This window comes from Pseudopedobacter sp., from assembly GCF_040392825.1.
Taxonomy (GTDB): Bacteria; Bacteroidota; Bacteroidia; order Sphingobacteriales; family Sphingobacteriaceae; genus Pseudopedobacter.
On the sequence record NZ_JBEBVH010000005.1, the window covers coordinates 1 to 17,509 of the forward strand.

General features: G+C 36.1%; 19 protein-coding genes. 8 read left to right on the plus strand and 11 right to left on the minus strand.

What is annotated here, in order from left to right; all coding sequences use genetic code 11:
* Nucleotides 1-718: LytR/AlgR family response regulator transcription factor (locus tag ABWO41_RS00835; RefSeq protein ID WP_353132091.1), on the minus strand; the 718-nt coding region annotated here is incomplete at its 3' end.
* A gap of 1 nt (nt 719) precedes the next feature.
* Nucleotides 720-1,748, minus strand: a complete 1,029-nt coding sequence (locus ABWO41_RS00840) for a sensor histidine kinase (RefSeq protein ID WP_353132093.1) — start codon at nt 1,746-1,748, stop codon at nt 720-722.
* A gap of 215 nt (nt 1,749-1,963) precedes the next feature.
* Here ABWO41_RS00840 and ABWO41_RS00845 point away from each other — a divergent pair, with 215 nt between their 5' ends.
* Together ABWO41_RS00845 and ABWO41_RS00850 are read left to right on the plus strand one after the other, a co-directional pair.
* Nucleotides 1,964-2,149, plus strand: coding sequence for a hypothetical protein (locus ABWO41_RS00845; protein WP_353132095.1), 186 nt, complete (start codon nt 1,964-1,966; stop codon nt 2,147-2,149).
* Nucleotides 2,150-2,186: 37 nt separating this feature from the next.
* Complete coding sequence (locus ABWO41_RS00850; RefSeq protein WP_353132097.1) at nt 2,187-2,582, plus strand: thiol-disulfide oxidoreductase DCC family protein; 396 nt, start codon at nt 2,187-2,189, stop codon at nt 2,580-2,582.
* Nucleotides 2,583-2,642: 60 nt separating this feature from the next.
* Here ABWO41_RS00850 and htpG read toward each other — a convergent pair whose 3' ends face one another.
* A complete protein-coding gene (gene htpG / locus ABWO41_RS00855; protein WP_353132099.1) occupies nt 2,643-4,529 on the minus strand; it encodes a molecular chaperone HtpG in 1,887 nt (628 codons plus the stop codon).
* A gap of 310 nt (nt 4,530-4,839) precedes the next feature.
* Between htpG and ABWO41_RS00860 the strand changes: the two genes are divergently transcribed.
* Both ABWO41_RS00860 and ABWO41_RS00865 read left to right on the plus strand, forming a co-directional pair.
* Complete coding sequence (locus ABWO41_RS00860) at nt 4,840-5,976, plus strand: MFS transporter (protein ID WP_353132101.1); 1,137 nt, start codon at nt 4,840-4,842, stop codon at nt 5,974-5,976.
* Between the two features lie 2 nt (nt 5,977-5,978).
* Complete coding sequence (locus ABWO41_RS00865) at nt 5,979-6,401, plus strand: secondary thiamine-phosphate synthase enzyme YjbQ (RefSeq protein ID WP_353132103.1); 423 nt, start codon at nt 5,979-5,981, stop codon at nt 6,399-6,401.
* 117 nt (nt 6,402-6,518) lie between these two features.
* On the opposite strand, the gene ABWO41_RS00870 is transcribed toward ABWO41_RS00865, so the two are convergent.
* From ABWO41_RS00870 to ABWO41_RS00885, 4 genes are all read right to left on the minus strand, one after another.
* Nucleotides 6,519-7,217, minus strand: a complete 699-nt coding sequence (locus ABWO41_RS00870; protein ID WP_353132105.1) for a DUF4397 domain-containing protein — start codon at nt 7,215-7,217, stop codon at nt 6,519-6,521.
* Nucleotides 7,218-7,440: 223 nt separating this feature from the next.
* Nucleotides 7,441-7,731 (minus strand): hypothetical protein, encoded by a 291-nt coding sequence (locus ABWO41_RS00875; RefSeq protein ID WP_353132107.1) that lies wholly within the window; start codon nt 7,729-7,731, stop codon nt 7,441-7,443.
* Nucleotides 7,732-7,798: 67 nt separating this feature from the next.
* Nucleotides 7,799-8,875: an SGNH/GDSL hydrolase family protein gene (locus tag ABWO41_RS00880; RefSeq protein ID WP_353132109.1), complete on the minus strand. Its 1,077-nt coding sequence runs from the start codon at nt 8,873-8,875 to the stop codon at nt 7,799-7,801.
* A 2-nt stretch (nt 8,876-8,877) separates the two neighbouring features.
* On the minus strand, nt 8,878-10,455 hold the full coding sequence (locus ABWO41_RS00885) for a glycerol-3-phosphate dehydrogenase/oxidase (RefSeq protein WP_353132111.1): 1,578 nt from the start codon (nt 10,453-10,455) through the stop codon (nt 8,878-8,880).
* Between the two features lie 152 nt (nt 10,456-10,607).
* Between ABWO41_RS00885 and ABWO41_RS00890 the strand changes: the two genes are divergently transcribed.
* The gene (locus ABWO41_RS00890) at nt 10,608-11,378 is read left to right on the plus strand and encodes a DeoR/GlpR family DNA-binding transcription regulator (RefSeq protein WP_353132113.1); all 771 of its coding nucleotides are present in this window, start codon (nt 10,608-10,610) and stop codon (nt 11,376-11,378) included.
* Between the two features lie 64 nt (nt 11,379-11,442).
* Here the strand turns inward: ABWO41_RS00890 and glpT are convergent, their stop codons facing one another.
* From glpT to mqnB, 4 genes are all read right to left on the minus strand, one after another.
* A complete protein-coding gene (gene glpT, locus ABWO41_RS00895) occupies nt 11,443-12,783 on the minus strand; it encodes a glycerol-3-phosphate transporter (RefSeq protein WP_353132115.1) in 1,341 nt (446 codons plus the stop codon).
* A 15-nt stretch (nt 12,784-12,798) separates the two neighbouring features.
* Complete coding sequence (locus tag ABWO41_RS00900) at nt 12,799-13,668, minus strand: glycerophosphodiester phosphodiesterase (protein WP_353132117.1); 870 nt, start codon at nt 13,666-13,668, stop codon at nt 12,799-12,801.
* A gap of 146 nt (nt 13,669-13,814) precedes the next feature.
* Nucleotides 13,815-14,660: a menaquinone biosynthesis family protein gene (locus ABWO41_RS00905; RefSeq protein ID WP_353132119.1), complete on the minus strand. Its 846-nt coding sequence runs from the start codon at nt 14,658-14,660 to the stop codon at nt 13,815-13,817.
* 12 nt (nt 14,661-14,672) lie between these two features.
* On the minus strand, nt 14,673-15,317 hold the full coding sequence (gene mqnB, locus ABWO41_RS00910; RefSeq protein ID WP_353132121.1) for a futalosine hydrolase: 645 nt from the start codon (nt 15,315-15,317) through the stop codon (nt 14,673-14,675).
* 83 nt (nt 15,318-15,400) lie between these two features.
* Here mqnB and ABWO41_RS00915 point away from each other — a divergent pair, with 83 nt between their 5' ends.
* The 3 genes from ABWO41_RS00915 to fabD all read left to right on the plus strand — a co-directional run bounded on the left by ABWO41_RS00915 (nt 15,401) and on the right by fabD (nt 17,417).
* Nucleotides 15,401-15,814, plus strand: a complete 414-nt coding sequence (locus tag ABWO41_RS00915) for a 6-pyruvoyl trahydropterin synthase family protein (protein WP_353132123.1) — start codon at nt 15,401-15,403, stop codon at nt 15,812-15,814.
* A gap of 11 nt (nt 15,815-15,825) precedes the next feature.
* On the plus strand, nt 15,826-16,461 hold the full coding sequence (gene folE, locus ABWO41_RS00920; protein ID WP_353132125.1) for a GTP cyclohydrolase I FolE: 636 nt from the start codon (nt 15,826-15,828) through the stop codon (nt 16,459-16,461).
* Between the two features lie 71 nt (nt 16,462-16,532).
* Complete coding sequence (gene fabD / locus ABWO41_RS00925) at nt 16,533-17,417, plus strand: ACP S-malonyltransferase (protein WP_353132127.1); 885 nt, start codon at nt 16,533-16,535, stop codon at nt 17,415-17,417.
* Nucleotides 17,418-17,509 lie beyond the last annotated feature (92 nt).

Consider the following 17,509-nt stretch of genomic DNA (forward strand, 5'->3'; position numbering starts at 1 on the left):
GGTAGGTGTCTCCAACGGGGATAATTTTATCTGCAATGAAGATCCGGCTACGTTCTATACTCTCAATTTTATCTAAAGCTATAATGTAAGACTTATGTACTCTTACAAAATGAAATGAGGGTAAAGTCTCTTCCATTTTTTTCATGCTTTGCAGCGTGATGATTCTTTCTGTTTTGGTGAAAATGGAAATGTAGTCTTTTAATCCTTCTATATATAAAACATCATTTAAATAGATTTTTTGGATTTTATGTTCAGTTTTTACAAATATAAAGTCATTGCCTATACCTGGTTTTGAAGCAGCCTGCTCTGCTGTACTTACTGCAGAAGGAGAGACTGTATTTCCATTGGATTGGTTTATGGAAAGCAAAGCCTTTGCTTTTTCTGCGGCTTTGTAAAAGCGATCAAAAGCAATTGGTTTTAGTAAGTAATCTACAACATTTAGCTCATAGCCTTCCAAAGCATATTCCTGATAAGCAGTTGTTAAAATGACTTTACATTTGCCATTGGCAATTTTCAGAAACTGAATTCCGGTAAGTTCCGGCATTTGAACATCAAGGAAGACCAAATCTGCCTCGTCATTTTGCACAGCTTGCAATGCTTCTATAGGATTGCGAAAGCTTTTTACCAATTCCAAAAAAGGGATTTTTGAAATGTAATCATTCAAAATGTCTATAGCAAGCGGTTCGTCGTCTACAACAATACAGCGAATATTTGTCATGCTATAAATTTAGATATAATTCGCAGAAATAATCGTCTGCATTATTCTCTACATTTAACTTATATCGGTTTGGATAGGTTAAATCTAATCGCCTTTTAACATTAGACATGCCAATTCCTCCGGTTTTATCTTTATTTAGCTGTTTGTTTTTAAGATTTGATAAAGTAAATAACAGATTATTCTCAAAAACAGAAATATTGATTTTTATCGGATGCTCAGGATCTGTAGCTACGCCGTGTTTAAAAGCATTTTCAACAAAAGAGATCAGCATCAGCGGAACAATAACCTGACTGTCAATATTACCTTCTACCAATAATTCTATTTGCCCCTCGCCTTTTAGCCGTAGTTTTTGCAAATCGATATAACTTTGCAAATAATTGATCTCTTTACTTAAAAGAACATTTTCGTCGTTGCTTTCATAGAGCATATAACGCATAATTTCCGAAAGTTTCAGAATTGCTGTGGGTGCATCATCCGACTTTTGATATGCCAGAGAATAAATATTATTTAAAGAATTGAACAAAAAATGTGGATTGATTTGTGATCTCAAAAATGAAAGTTCGGCAGTTAAGCTTTGTTTTTCCAGATCATTCTTTTCCTTTTCATTGAAGAACCAATCTACGGTAAATTTGTAAACTGTGCTCAGGAAGATAAAGAATCCATTTACCATAAGGTGAGAAATCATATCTGTCCAGAACTCGTTTTTGACAATCTTCTTACCCTTTATGCTGATTTCCATGTCGCTCAGATTGAACATATAGAAACTCTCGAAATATTTTAGAAAGGCGAAGATAATCACCAGTACAGAACAAGCTGCAATCCATAAGAAGAACTTCCTTTTGTTAAGCGTAGCGGGGATAATAAAATAAAGATTGGTGTAGAATATGATAATATTCCACACAGACATAATCAAAAAATGAATAAGAAACCCCTGACTAGAGTTTAGTCCGCCGGTAGCAACCAATGTAAAAATAGCTACTAAAAACAGCCAGATTAGCGCATGCAATGATGCTTTCTTTTTCCAATTCATAATTCCAGCTTAAAGATGAGAAAAAAATCCCGACAAAATTATAGGGACTTTTCCGATGAACCGGCTAATTTTATCGACGAACTCCGAAAATCTCTACCGACGGATAAAAAGGGCGTAAAAAGACAATTTGTCTAATACTTTTTGGTGTTAGTCTAATACTTTTTTCAGACCAAAAAATTAGATGAATCTTTGATCATTAAACAAAACAAAAGGTTATGAAAAACTTAAAAACATCCGTTTCGCCGTTCATTATGTTGATTATTCCGGTAATCTTCTTTATTGGACTTTCTTTAGCTTTTAATGTTACAGAAGAAGACAAAGGAAACGATCTGTCGTCTGTGAATGTTGCTGCTCCGGTAATTGAAAAAGTAAGTGTTAAAACTTTGATTTCTCTATTCTAAGATTGTCTGCTGTAACTAAATTTCGTTAACATTGTATATGCAATCTGTAATTCTTTTCGATGGAGTCTGTAATTTGTGCAATAGCTTTGTACAATTCGTCATCAAACATGACAGGAAAGAGAGATTCAGGTTTGCCTCCTTACAATCTGATTTTGCGGAAAAAGAATTGGCAAATTCTTTTATAGATAACCAGAAAATGAGTACTGTTATTTTATTAGAAAATGGAAAGTTTTACTCTAAATCTACCGCTGCTTTACGTATTTTAAAGAAACTAAATGGTTTATGGCCATTATTATATGTTTTTATTATTGTTCCTGTTTTTATAAGAGACACAGTTTATAACCTGATTGCCAGAAACAGATATAAATGGTTTGGTAAGAAAGATTCTTGTATGATTCCTTCTCCAGAATTACAGCGTCGGTTTTTATCTTAAAAAAGAAAATCCCAACAGATTTCACCATTGGGATTCTCATATAATATTTTATTGACTCGCTTAAATTAGCGAAACACTTCTATTTACGAAAGCAGTAAGATCTGCTCCGGTTAACAAACCTTGAGACAACAATGCCAGGTCAAAAGCTTGTTTTGCCAATTCTGACTGAGCCTTTTCATCGGCACTTTCTAAAATTTTGCTAACCAGTTTATGATTTCCGTTAATAGCTACATTATAGCTGTCTGGCATGCTTCCATAAAACTGCATTCCACCGCCACCCATAGCAGCCATTTCTTTCATACGACGCATAAATTCGTCCATTGTCACAGTTACCGGAAGTTCATCAGGACTCATTGCTACAACAGAAACTTTGTAAGTTGGTTTGTTAATAGCTTTTTCGAATACTTCTTTCACCTTATTAGATTGCTCTTCAGAGAGAATATGCTCTAATTTCTCGTCCTTATCAATTAATTTATCAATAACATCTGCATCTACACGTTTTAATGTTACTTTCTCTAATTTATGCTCGATGTTGGTAACAAAGTGCCCATCGATAGGTGTGTTCATTAACAATACATCGTATCCTTTTTTCTGGGCAGACTGGATAAAGGCATCTTGTTTATCCGGATCATTCGTGTATAAATAAACTACATTTCCGTCTTTATCGGTTTGGTTTACTTTAACTTTTTCTTTGTATTCTTCCAGCGTGTAGTTTTTATTGTCGGTACTTGTTAATAAACCGAAATCTTTAGCTTTTTCGTAGAACTTCTCATCGCTAATCATTCCGTATTTAACAAATAAACCAATGTCGCTCCATTTTTCTTCGTAACCTGTACGGTCTTTTTTGAACAGTTCTGCTAATTTCTCAGCAACCTTTTTAGTGATATAGCTATTTATTTTCTTAACGTTGGAATCCGCCTGTAAGAAACTTCTTGATACGTTTAATGGAATATCCGGCGAATCGATAACGCCATGTAATAACATTAAGAATTCAGGAACAATATCTTTTACTTCATCGGTAATGAACACCTGTCTGCTGAACAATTTGATCTTGTTGCGTTGGAAATCCATATCCGTCTTTATTTTCGGGAAATAAAGTACTCCGGTTAAATTAAATGGATAATCAACATTCAGATGGATCCAGAATAATGGATCATCTGCAAAAGGATAAAGCTGGCGATAGAATTCTTTGTAATCTTCTTCTTTTAATTCAGAAGGAGAGATTGTCCAAATCGGTTTTGCATAGTTAATAACATTATCAACGTCTACAGATTTGTATTGTGGTTTTCCGTCTTTGTCAGTTCCGTCTTCAACACTTTCAGACCTTTTTCCAAAAACCAATTTCGTAGGTAAGAACTTGAAGTATTTATCAAGAATTTCCTGAAGTTTATGTTGGTTTAAGAATTCTTCAGACTCTGAATTAATATGAAGAATAACATCTGTACCACGCTCTGTTTTATTTCCGGGACCGATTTCGAATTCTGTACTTCCGTCACAGATCCAACGAGCGGGTTCTGCGCCTTCCTGATAAGATAAGGATTGAATTTCCACTTTGCTGGCTACCATGAAAGCAGAGTAGAACCCTAAACCAAATTTACCAATGATTTCATTGGCATCTTTAGCATCTTTAAACTTTTCTACAAATTCTGTTGCACCGGAAAATGCAATCTGATTAATGTATTTTTTAATCTCCTCGGCCGTCATACCAATACCTTTATCGCTAATGGTAATGGTTTTTGCTTTCTCATCGAAAGAAACGTCAACTCTTAAATCGCCTAATTCTCCATTGTACTGTCCTAAAGAAGCTAACCTTTTAACCTTCTGTGTAGCATCAGCGGCGTTAGATACTAACTCACGTAAGAAAATTTCATTGTCCGAGTATAAGAATTTTTTAATAATCGGGAAGATGTTCTCGGTATGAATAGAAATTGTTCCTTTTTCCTGCATTTTCTTAAAATTTTTGATTTAATACTAGTTGTTAGACAGTAATCAAGTGTTATACCAATCTAAATTAAATGCCAAGTTGGCAGATGTTTTTTGCTGTGGTTTGAAAAAATATTCAGCTAAACTGAAATTTTGGTATCATACTTGTTTAGTATGGGAGTCGATCGCCCTATATCGTCCCCCGAAAAACGTCGGTTTTGGCTCCGTTTGATTAACCGGAGCCAAAGAAATCCGATTTTCTAAAATAAATCTGAAATTTTCTTTGCTTCCATAATTCTCTGGTAATTTTGCCACAGTTTATTTAAGAGTGATCATGTCCGAAAGAAAGCACATTAGAGCAGCTTGTAGTATTTTTTTCTTTATATCTGGTTTTGGTTATGCAAGTTGGGCATCCAGAATTCCTACCATACAACAACAGCTTAATTTAAACGAAGCTCAACTGGGTACCGTGTTGTTTGCTATGCCTGTAGGTCTTATCCTTACCCTCCCGCTTACCAAATATTTGTTAAGGAAACATAGCAGTAATTTAATTATGCTTATTGGCGCATTACTATTTAATATTACGTTATGCTTGCCTGGTTTTACCAATTCGATACTACAGCTTATGGTAGTTTTGTTTGTATTTGGCGCAGCAAGGAATATTATGAATATTTCTATGAATGGGCAATCGGTAGCGGTTCAGGCACATTACACTAGATCTATTATTACAACATTTCACGGTGTTTGGAGTATGGCAGGTTTTGCTGGAGCAGGGCTAGGCTATTTAATGGTTGCTAATAACATAGGGACAGAATATCATTTGCCTATGGCAGGGATCCTGATGGTTTTGCTCTCTTTGGCGGCTTACCCTCAAACCTTATATCAGGAACCTATTCCAGAGGAACGTAAACCTGTATTTTCTTTACCCGATAAATCTGTACTTGGGTTTGCTATTATCTGTTTTGCATGTATGGCTACAGAAAATGTAATGTATGACTGGGCTATTATCTATTTTGAAAAAGCAGGTATGGCTCCGCCATCAACAGCAATTACGGGTTTTGTAGTATATATGATATTTATGACCATGGGACGTTTTGGTGGTGATAAAATTGTTCACAAAATAGGAATAGTTAATATTATTAAATTTAGTGGGCTTATGATTTTTTTTGGTTTGCTATTGGTTGCATTATTTCCGTATAAGTCTGTCATCTTTCCATCGTTCGCGTTAGTGGGGTTAGGCGTATCTTGTATTGTACCTCTCATTTTTAGTTTAGCCGGAAGAGATAAAACAGTAAATAGTGGAACCAGAGTTGCTTCTATTTCTACTATTGGCTACTTGGGTTTCTTAGTTGTACCTCCCTCTGTAGGTTATCTTGCTCATGCAACCAGCTTAAGATGGGCCTTTGGAATTTTAAGTTTTTTAGGCCTGATGATTTTTATACTGACTTTGAACATTAAAAATAGAGATTAATCATGAAGATTTTTCAGCAACACATATCATTAAAAGCAAGAGAGCGGGGATTTCATTTAGTGACTGATGAAATTTTAGCGGCAATGCCAGAATTAAAACAGATTAAAATAGGAATGTGTCAGGTCTTTATTCAGCACACCTCTGCATCTCTAACAATTAATGAGAATGCGGATTATACAGTTAGAAAAGACTTTGAGTCACATTTTAATAAAATGGTACCCGAAAAAGCACCTTATTATCTCCATGATTACGAAGGAGATGATGATATGCCTGCGCATATAAAGGCTTCTCTATTGGGAGCTTCTGTAAATATCCCTGTCGCTAACGGGAGGTTGGCTTTGGGTACATGGCAAGGTATTTATTTATGTGAACATAGGAACCATGGCGGAAGGAGACGATGTGTTATAACAGCCTGGGGAGAATAAATTTATATTTAAAGTTTGAGAAGAGAGAAGTTATTGATCTGATCAAAAAGAGCAACCTGCTATAACAGATTGCTCTTTTTGATTTGACCTACTAGATGTAGAGAATCGTTTAAGTAACTATTTATTCTCGGTAACTTTTATCACCGGTTTAAGTTCATTATTCGGATCGCCGTCCAGGCCTGTAGCCCAAATAGTATAATTTTTACCAGAACCAATAGCCACATCTGCTAAATCTGTAACCTTGGTTCCGCCTTTATGTAACTCTAGTTTATAAGTTCTAGGAGTAACGGCAGAAAAATTTGTAGCGGTTTTATAGTTTATACCATCAAAGAATGTGGTGTCCACGCTCGTTGCTATGGCCTTTAGCGTAAAGCTGCCTGCATCAGGACTTAAATTAACGAAACGTACATTTGCCTTTCCAGTAGCCGGAGCGGTTAAATGATCACGAATCAATAAAGTTTCTGGATTGGAGGCCGGACCAATTAGGAATAAAGAATAAATACTGTCTTTTTCTGCTGTAAATTTTTTTGTACGTATGGTATCGGTATACGAATTTTCTTTATAGAAAGCGGCAGCTCTGCTACCTGTATATAGTGTGTAATATCCTTTATTACTTTTGTATTCTAAACCAGCAGTTACCAGTTGTCCATCCAATACAAAATCAGTTTTTAGCGTTCCGGGAGACGCATGGTAAACTGATAAAAACGCAACATCTGGTTGCACAATCTCTGTCCCCTTATTTTTTAAACACGAGCTTAAACTTATTGCAACGGCAATAAATAATGCCCCTTTCGTTAATACTTTTAAATAATTCATAACTTTCTAATTTAAATCAAACACGGTTGAATTTAGAGTCTAAACGTAAGGTTTGATTTATTTGATACAACACCAATGAAAATATTTTAAAACGAAGGTGCATGAATAAAGAAAAGGCTGCCTAAAACTTATTTTACAGTGAGTAATAAGAGATAAAAAATCTTCTGTTTTTGCAGACTTACTACTTTTATTTTTGAGGTTTCTTTTTGACAGCCTTTTCCTGTTAAGATTTTGCTTCAGACATTTTGGTGTTGATATCGTCTAGTTTGTTTTTCGCAAATTTCGTTGCTTCAGACGCTTTCTCTGTCATGAAGTCTGATGCTTTTTTAGACATGTTTTCTACATCTTTTGCTTTTTCACTAAGACTAGATTTCATCCTGTCTCCGTAACTTTTAGCTGTGTCCAGAACAGCATTCAGACATTCTTTCCCTTGTGTTGTTTTTGTTAAATACCAAATAGCTCCGCCAATTGCAGCTCCGGCCAAAATGGCTGTAGTTAATTTTGAGTTTTCCATATTCGTAAGTGTTTTGTTCTTAAAAGATAACAGAACAAAAGCGAATACCTTGCCAAAATAAACAGGACTAAATGATTTTATGCTTTTTTAATACAGTAAGTATTTCTGGTTGGAATTTTTGAATCATTCTGTCAAAGCCTAAATCGTTTGGATGGGTGCCATCGGCTGTAGCCTCGTGGTCGTTACCAAGAAGATCATCCGCAGGAATGAAATACAGATCCTTAATCCCCTCTTTTACAAGTTCATCAAATTGCTTTTTAATTTCGTCGTTCTGTTGTTTTACTCGTACACCAACAGACTTGTTGAAGTAACCATGTTCTCTTATAATAGTCTGTATAACGATGATTGGAGCTTTGGGATGTGTATTACGAATTTTGTTAACCAGGTATTTTGTTCGTTCTTTTATTTCTAAAGGCGAAGAATTTGGAACGCAATCTAAGATATAAGCATCGGCTGTCATTTCGGAAACCATATCAGCTACTTCTTTTTCCATTTTGGCGTTTCCGCTCACTCCTATATTGATAAAGTTAAGCCCGGTATTTCTGCTTAATCTTGCCGGATATGCCATACCCGGTCTGCTGGCAGAAGCGCCTTGAACAATACTTGATCCGTAGACAATAAGATTTTTTTGAAACGGATTCGGAATTTCCGAGATATTGGCGTTAGCATCTACCCCTATTTCCAAACTTTTTGTTTCATCATATAATGGAAGATATACGATACACTCTTTCTCAGAATTATCCATATTATCTATCAGGATAGATTCGGAACAAGATTTTGTACCGGGTCTTCCTACACCTGCAAACTGCCATTTTCCCTCTTTTTTTATATAAATGTCCAATCCTTCATAAGCAATTGCAGTCATATTTGCTGATGCTTTTTTATCGCTTGTACACCATTTTGCAGAAATAGATTGGCTATTGGTTTTAAAGCTTACAAATAACCCGGCAGAGTTGGTAAGTAAGTTCTTAACATTCTTAGGAATGAGAGGATATTTTGCGGTGTCAACTCTGTGAAAACGATTCTTTGTTTCTATTGCCTTTCCCTGCACAGTTAAGGAAGTATATTTTCTTCCTGGTACCTGAGCGGAGGATTCTAGTGCAAAAAAAGCAAATAATAGGGTTACTGTAAGCTTTATTTTCATGTTTATCTCTTTTTTAAAGTATAGTTTTTGGCGATTTCTGTAAATTTATTGATTTGTAAATCTTCCCAATCTTTTCCCTTTCCTAACTCTTTTGCCATTAAAGCAGCAACTACCGGAGCTACATTAATTGCGGTTTGAGCATTTAAAAATAATAAACGTAATCTTCTTGCCAATATATCTTCTACACTTCTTGCCATTTCGTTTCTCACAAACCAAATGACTTCTGCTGCGGTATAGGGAAAAGAAGGGGCTAATTTATCTGCTAAATCCGGATTTTTTTGAATGATGGATGTTATATGTTCCGCATCATTTCCGTAAATATCCGTGTGCAGGTCTTGTTTTTTTACGCTATAACCATGTATTTTTAAATTCTCTGTAACACATGATTTCACGTTTAAATTACAGGTCTTTATAGCTTCATCGATAGTATCTTCCGCCATTTTTCTGTAGGTTGTCCATTTCCCGCCTGTAATAGTAACCAATCCGCTTTTGTTAACAATTAATTTATGACTCCTGGAAATCTCTTTGGTTTTATTGGTTGATTTATCAGGAGAAGCGAGCGGTCTTAAACCTGCAAATACACTAAGTACATCGTCTTCTGTAGGTTTTTTCGCTAAATAGGCGCCTGCTGTTTGCAAAATAAAGTCAATTTCTTTTTGAAGAGCTTTGGGTTCCAAACTATGACTTTCCAGAGGCGTATCTGTAGTGCCTACAACCAAGTGATTATGCCATGGTACGGCAAATAATACCCTGCCATCGGAGGTTTCAGGAATCATTAAGGCGGAATTTCCGTTCATAAAAGACCTGTCTAAAACTAAATGTACACCCTGGCTGGGGCGAACCAATGGTTTTCTGCCGGGGGTATCCATGCTTAAAATATCGTCCACAAATACACCTGTAGCATTAATGATAGACTTTGCTTTTATTTTGTACTCTTGTTGTGTTTCTATATCAATTAAGGAAAGCCCTGTTAGTTTATTGTTTTCTTCATCTTTTAACAGATTAACAACCTTTGCGTAGTTAAGTACAGTAGCTCCATTCTCAATTGCGGTTTGGGCAAGGTTTATAGCAAGACGGGCATCGTCAAACTGGCCATCGTAATATTCTATACCTCCCGAAACATTTTTGTCGGAGATGCCTTTCAGATATTCTAAAACTTTGCTTTTACTTAAATAAACAGAGCTTCCAAAACTAAATTTTCCGGATAACCAATCATATAGCTTAAGCCCAACCAGATACTTTATTTTAGAAAACAGTCCGAAACAAGGAATAACAAAAGATTGTTTATTCACTAAGTGTGGTGCATTTTGAAAAAGCAGGCCTCTTTCTTTTAGTGCTTCTCTTACTAGACTAACATCTCCCTGCGCTAAATATCTCACCCCACCATGAACCAACTTCGTACTTCTACTGGATGTTCCCTTTGCAAAATCATACTGTTCAAGAAGTAAAGTTTTAAAACCCCTGGAAGCAGCGTCTACAGCGCACCCTAGTCCTGTTGCCCCTCCGCCAATAATGACAATATCCCAAGTAGTATTTTCCTGTAAAGCGGAAAGCTGTTCTTCCCTAGTTTTAATATTCATTAAAATACATTTAAAATATAAAAAGAAATATATGGCAATTATACGAAACTTAAAAAGAAACAAAAAATAATATTTTCGCTTAATTATGCTTTTTGTTGTTATATGTTTGGTAAAAAGGTATTTTTAGGGAGTTTAAATGCTAATTAAAATTTATGCTAAATATCGCCGAAAGACATCAGGTTATCATCAATAAATTACAACAAGAGGGGTATGTAGCGGTGGTAGACTTATGTAAAGATTTAAACGTTTCTCCTGTTACTATAAGAAAAGATCTCAAGTTACTGGAAGAAAAAGGATTGTTGTTTAAAACTCATGGTGGAGCTACCCAGCAAAATCCTTACACTGTAGATCGGCCTGTGAATGAGAAAGAAAAAATTCAGTCGATAGAAAAGTTGAAAATTGGAACAGAGGCAGCAAAATTAATCTCAGATAACGATTCTATTGTCATTGCGTCTGGAACAACTGTACAAGCTTTAGCTCGGGCAATTAATGTAAAAGGAAACTTAATGGTTGTTACCGGTGCTTTGAATGTCGCAATGGAATTGCTAAAGCTGGACAATAACGTAGAAATTATACAGTTAGGAGGAGTTTTACGTAAAAGCTCTACCTCTGTAACTGGTAATTATGCAAAAAATGCATTGTCGGATTTCTTTTGTTCCAAACTGTTTTTAGGTGTAGACGGAATCGATCTTGAGTTTGGTTTGACAACAACCAATTCGATGGAAGCCCAGTTAAACAGGGAGATGATTAAGGTTTCGCAAAAAACAATAGTACTTGCAGATTCCACTAAGTTTGGAAGAAGAGGCTTTGGCAGAATATGTGGTTTTGAAGATATAGATCAGATAATTACAGATAGTGGAATTTCAGATTCTACCATAAAAGCTTTAGAGGGGCTTGGAGTTAAAGTTACAATAGCAGAATAAAGCAATGGTGTCTCCTATTAGTTGGTTTGCCAATTTAAGAGACACCATTGTTCTTTAGTCAAATTTATTTCAACAGTAGGTTTTTAACTTCTGTTTTCCAGGTTAAAGCTGTAAAAATTATAGATAAAATACATGCGATAATCATCACAATAAATCCCCCGTCCCAGCTAAAATGGTCTACTACATAGCCCATGGCAATGTTTGCAAACAATGCCCCGCCCATATAGCCAAACAATCCTGTTAATCCTGCCGCAGTTCCTGCTGCCTTCTTAGGGGCCAAATCCAATGCCTGCACACCAATTAACATTACAGGGCCATAAATCAAAAATCCAATGGCAACCAATGCAATATTGTCTATCCAGATATTTCCGGCTGGATTTTTCCAATAAATAACAACTGCAACTAAAACCAAAATCATGTATATAATTGTTGCAGGTGCCCGTCTTCCTTTAAAGACTTTGTCGCTAATCCATCCGCAGACCAGGGTGCCAGGGATACCGGCATATTCATAAAGGAAATATGCCCATCCGCTTTGCTTTACAGAGAAACCCTTTGCCTCTTCCAGATAAGTTGGAGACCAGTCCAGAATGCCATATCTAACCAGATAAACAAAGGCATTTGCAAAAGCGATATACCAAAGCATTTTATTGTTGAATACATATTTAAAAAATATTTCTTTGGCAGTTAACTCTTCTTCCTGTTTTTCAGAATAATTCTTAGGATAATCGTTTTTGTATTTCTCTATAGGCGGAAGTCCGCAGGATTGAGGAGTGTCTCTAACCAGTACATAAGCGATAACAGCAAAAATGAGTGCTACCATTCCGGGAAAATAGAATTTGCTGTGCCAGTCTGCAAAAATCTCTACACCAAAAATAGCTAACGGACCTATTAGTCCGCCCCCAACATTATGAGCTACGTTCCATATAGACATTTTAGTTCCACGCTCTTTAACAGAGAACCAATGCACTACAACACGTCCGCAAGGAGGCCATCCCATCCCCTGAAACCAACCATTAATAAAAAGTAACACAAACATCATCAGGATAGATGAAGTTGCAAATGGTAGTGTTCCCATGGCAATCATGGTTAAGGCAGATAAAACTAAGCCGGTAGTTAAAAATTTTCTGGCGTCACTTCGGTCAGAAACATTTCCCATTAAAAATTTACTTAAGCCATAAGCGATAGAAACACCAGAAAGGGCCCATCCTAAATCGGCCTTGGAATAACCTTGTTCCAATAAATCCGGCATCGCGAGGGCGAAGTTTTTTCGAACAAGATAATAACCGGCGTATCCTAAAAATATTCCTAAAAAAACCTGAAACCTGAGTTTCTTATACGTTGGATCGATTTTCTCTGCATCCAGTAATGGCTTGTGAGGAGCAGGATTTAAAAATGAAAATTTCATGTCGGGGAGTGCTTGTTAGTATAAATTAGGATAATCGGATATAATACCATCTACACCCATTGCTTTAATAGCTTCTATTTCAGCTTTCGTGTTAACGGTCCATGGAATTACTTTAATGCCTAGCTTGTGACATTTTTCTACCATTGCTTTATCTACTAATTTATAGTTGGGACTATAAATATCTGGTTTAAATGTCAGCTTTTTTAGGTTGTCTTCCAGCTTTCCTTTACTCACCAGAAAAGAAGTTTGAACATTTTTATGTTGTTTGTTGATAATTTCAAGTGTTCTGGGGTCAAAAGACTGAATCATTACACGATCTGCAATTTTTTTTGAATTGATGACTTTCATGAGTTTCTTAACAAAAACTTCCGGAGTTGGATGGTTTATATTGTCTCCTTTTGCAGAAAGCTTGGTTTCTATGTTGTAATGAGGCAGCGGATAGTTTTTTTGTTTTGCGTAAAGCTCAACCGAGTCAATTAATTCTGAAAGTAATGGAATGTAAGCTTTCATTTTCTTTTGCTCGGGATAAGTGGCGTAGAATTTGGAGCCGACGTCGTATTTTCTTATCTCTCTATATGTAAGATCGTAAAGCCTGTTTTCTTTTTGAGTTTCTGTCGGAATTTCTTTTCCTTCTGGAGTGAGAACGAAGGCTGCATTTAACCAGTGATCGTGAGAAACAATAGGTTTTTTGTCTTTACTGAAGTTGACATCCATCTCGAGGTTAACGCCTAAATCCATGGCCTTTTTCATGGCTGGAATGGTATTTTCGGGCATCAAGCCTCTGGCGCCTCTATGTCCTTGCAAATCTATTTTATTTTGCGCATAACTGTTTGTTCCTAACAAAAATACGCAGGCAAATAATGCCGAGCTAAGTTTTTTGTGCATAGTAAGGTTGGTTTTCAACTAATTCTAAATGCAATAATAAAAAAATAAAAAGAAATAAAAAGAAACAAACAGGAAGATATCCGAAAATATTCCGATACGGGCGTTTGATAAAAAAAATTTGCCTGGCTATACCAGGTAAAGAGGAATCAGGGGTTAAGGTATATATTTTTAGAAATATGAGGGATCACCTTTCTCTCTTGTGCTATATTGAACATATTATTGATGGCTTTTCGCCCTTCGGTACCTAAATCTTTAGAATACTCGTTAACGTAAAGATTAATATGCTTAAGCATTACCTTCTCTTCCATAGCCTGAGCATGCTGTCTAATGAAGTCCATACCAGAATAGGGGTTTGCAAATGCAAATTCTATAGACGCCCTTACTAGTTTATTGACTTGTTGTTTTATATCTTCCGGAAGATCCCGTTTTATAACGATACCTCCTAAAGGAATAGCGCATCCGGTTTGTTGCTCCCAAAAATCACCTAAATCCATAATTTTTAAGAGGCCTTTTTCCTGATAAGTAAATCGGTTCTCGTGAATAATCAGACCTAAATCAATTTCTTTATCAATTAGCTTCTGTTCAATGTCCGAAAAAAGTACTTCTTCTTTGTTCGTTAACTCTGGATATGCAATGGATAATAAAAAGTTTGCTGTAGTATATTTACCCGGTATTCCTACTCTAATATCTGATGGGTTGTTTTTTAGCCTGTCCAAATCGAAGTCCCGGTGGCTAATCAATAACGGACCAACACCAAACCCCAAAGCACTTCCCGCATCCAATAGTTGATAATTTGAAGTTGCATAAGCAAATGCATGGTAGCTTAATTTTGTAATATCCAGTTGCTTGTTAAAAGCCTGCTGGTTTAAAGTTTCAACATCTTCGAAGCTGACCTCAAAATCTAAATCTCCAGTATCTATCTTTTTATGTATTAAGGCGTCGAATATAAAAGTATCGTTTGGGCAAGGAGAAAAACCAAGTGTAAGTTTCATGTTGTCAGATTTTTAATTCAAATTCTTTACAAAGCCATAAAGCCAGATGTTGATATTTTTTACAGCCAAAGGAACATCCCAATTATTACGATTTCTTTTTTCTACATAATTAGAAATAGTCCTTACCTGCAAAGAAGGAATTTCTGCTTCTTCACAGGCGTAAAAAAATGCAGCACCTTCCATGCTTTCTACCTTAGGAGTAAACATTTCCATTACATTTTCTATACTTTCTTCATTCCCGTGAACCTTGTTTACCGTAATTCCCTTTACTTTTTGAAGGTCAGCGGTGCCGTCGTTCCTAAAACTACTGGAATAAAAAATATCTCCGAGCTGCATTTCCTCCAGGGTAATAAATTCTTCATCGTCTTCGGCGCCAAGTTCAGAAAAAATGTCCTCTTTAATTTCAACCAATTGTCCTATTTTGATTTTTTTTGAAAAGCTTCCGGCGATACCCACATTTATCGCTAAATCATATTTTTGTTTTGCAAAAGCTTTGCCTAAAGCATATGCCATGCTCACCATTCCTACGCCAGAAATTGCAAAAGAAAGTTCATGGCGATTAAAATTAACAGGTTCATCCGGAATACCGGTTATGGATAAAGTACTAAGGAACGGAGCAATTTCTGCATAAGTAGCAGCGACAATCAGAATTTTCATATTGCAAATTTACATACAATGATTTAAACTGTTTATTCTCTTGTAAATGGCTTTGCTTATATTTGCGCTTTATTTAATAAAAAATGATTTACATTACAAGGAAAGAGCATTTTAATGCAGCACATAAACTTTACCGTGAAGACTGGAGTAAAGAGAAGAATGAAGAAGTTTTTGGCATATGCGCAAATGCTAACTGGCATGGTCACAACTATGATCTTTATGTGACTGTGAAAGGAGAAATTAATGAGGAGACAGGCTTTGTAATCGATTTAAAAGATCTTAAAGATATCATCATTAAAAATGTAATAGATAAGGTAGACCATAGAAATCTGAATTTGGATGTTGATTTTATGAGGGGCAAGATGGCATCTACCGAAATATTGGCTATAGAATTCTGGAAGCAGCTGGAAAATCCAATTAAGGCAAAGGGAGCCCAATTACATTCAATTAAACTTTATGAAACAGCCAATAATTACGTGGAGTATTTTGGCGAATAAAAACAAGCAACATGACCCATTCTGAAAATGACGATTTTTTTGAAGATTCTGGTTACATCAAAATAGATAGATATAACCAGGATAGGACCAATAAAATTGCTTCGCATTATAAGGAAATACTGAATGAAATTGGAGAAGATACCAGTCGGGATGGGCTGTTGAAGACTCCCGAAAGGTATGCCAAAGCTTTGCAGTTCTTAACTCATGGATATGACTTAGATGCCGAGGAAATACTACGTTCGGCAATGTTCAGGGAAGAATACAGTCAAATGGTTATCGTCAAAGATATCGAGGTGTATTCGCTTTGTGAGCACCATATTATTCCCTTTTTCGGTAAAGCACATGTAGCTTATATCCCAAATGGGCATATTGTAGGTTTAAGCAAAATCCCGAGAGTAGTAGATGTTTTTGCCCGTAGACTTCAGGTTCAGGAAAGATTGACAAACGAAATTAGAGACTGTATACAAAATACATTACATCCGGCGGGTGTTGCAGTAGTCTTAGAGTGTAAACACATGTGCATGAGCATGCGTGGTATTCAAAAACAAAATTCAGTTACAACAACTTCTGCCTTTACCGGAGAGTTCGCAAATGATAAGACCAGATCGGAATTTTTGAGATTAATCTCTGCCGATTTATATAAATAAGTTGAAGCATGAACCTTGATACGAAAGATTCGTACAAGACAGCGGCTAAAAACACATAAACAACGAAAGAAATGAGAGCATATGTTTTTCCCGGGCAAGGAGCCCAATTTATTGGAATGGGTAAAGATTTGTACGAATCTTCTGAAGAGGCAAAAGCTTTATTCGAAAAAGCCAACGAGATTTTAGGTTTCAGAATTACAGATATTATGTTTTCCGGAACAGATGAAGAGTTGAAACAAACGAAAGTTACCCAACCTGCTATATTCTTGCATTCCGTAATTTTAGCAAAAGTTTTAGGAAGCGATTTTAAACCCGATATGGTAGCCGGACATTCATTAGGAGAATTCTCTGCTTTGGTTGCAGCTGGCGCATTATCTTTTGAAGATGGTTTAATACTGGTAGCTAAACGAGCAAATGCAATGCAAAAGGCCTGTGAAATCCAACCTTCAACAATGGCAGCGGTATTGGGCTTGGACGATTTTACCGTAGAAGATATTTGTCAGCGGGTTAGCGAAGTTGTAGTTCCAGCAAACTATAACTGCCCTGGACAATTGGTTATTTCGGGAACAATAGCAGGTATTGATAAAGCCTGTGAATTATTGTTAGAAGCCGGAGCCAAAAGAGCTTTGAAATTGAATGTTGGCGGTGCATTTCACTCGCCTCTAATGGAAAGTGCAAAAGTTGAGCTGGAAAGTGCAATTGTGGCAACAGAATTTAAAAAACCTGTTTGCCCTATTTATCAGAATATTGATGCAAAACCATATACAGATATTCAAGCTATAAAAGATAATTTGATAGCTCAATTAACAGGTTCTGTAAAATGGACGCAAACTGTACAAAAAATGTTGGAAGACGGCGCTACGTCATTTGTAGAAGTTGGTCCTGGCAACGTATTACAGGGGTTAGTGAAGAAAGTGAATCGCGCAGTGGAAACGTCGTCAGCATCTATAGCTTAAACGGGCTGCTTGGTGTTATTTTCTATGATCGGGAAGGTAATTATTGCCATCCCGATTTTTTTTGGCTCATTTTTTATTAATTTTAATCGCAA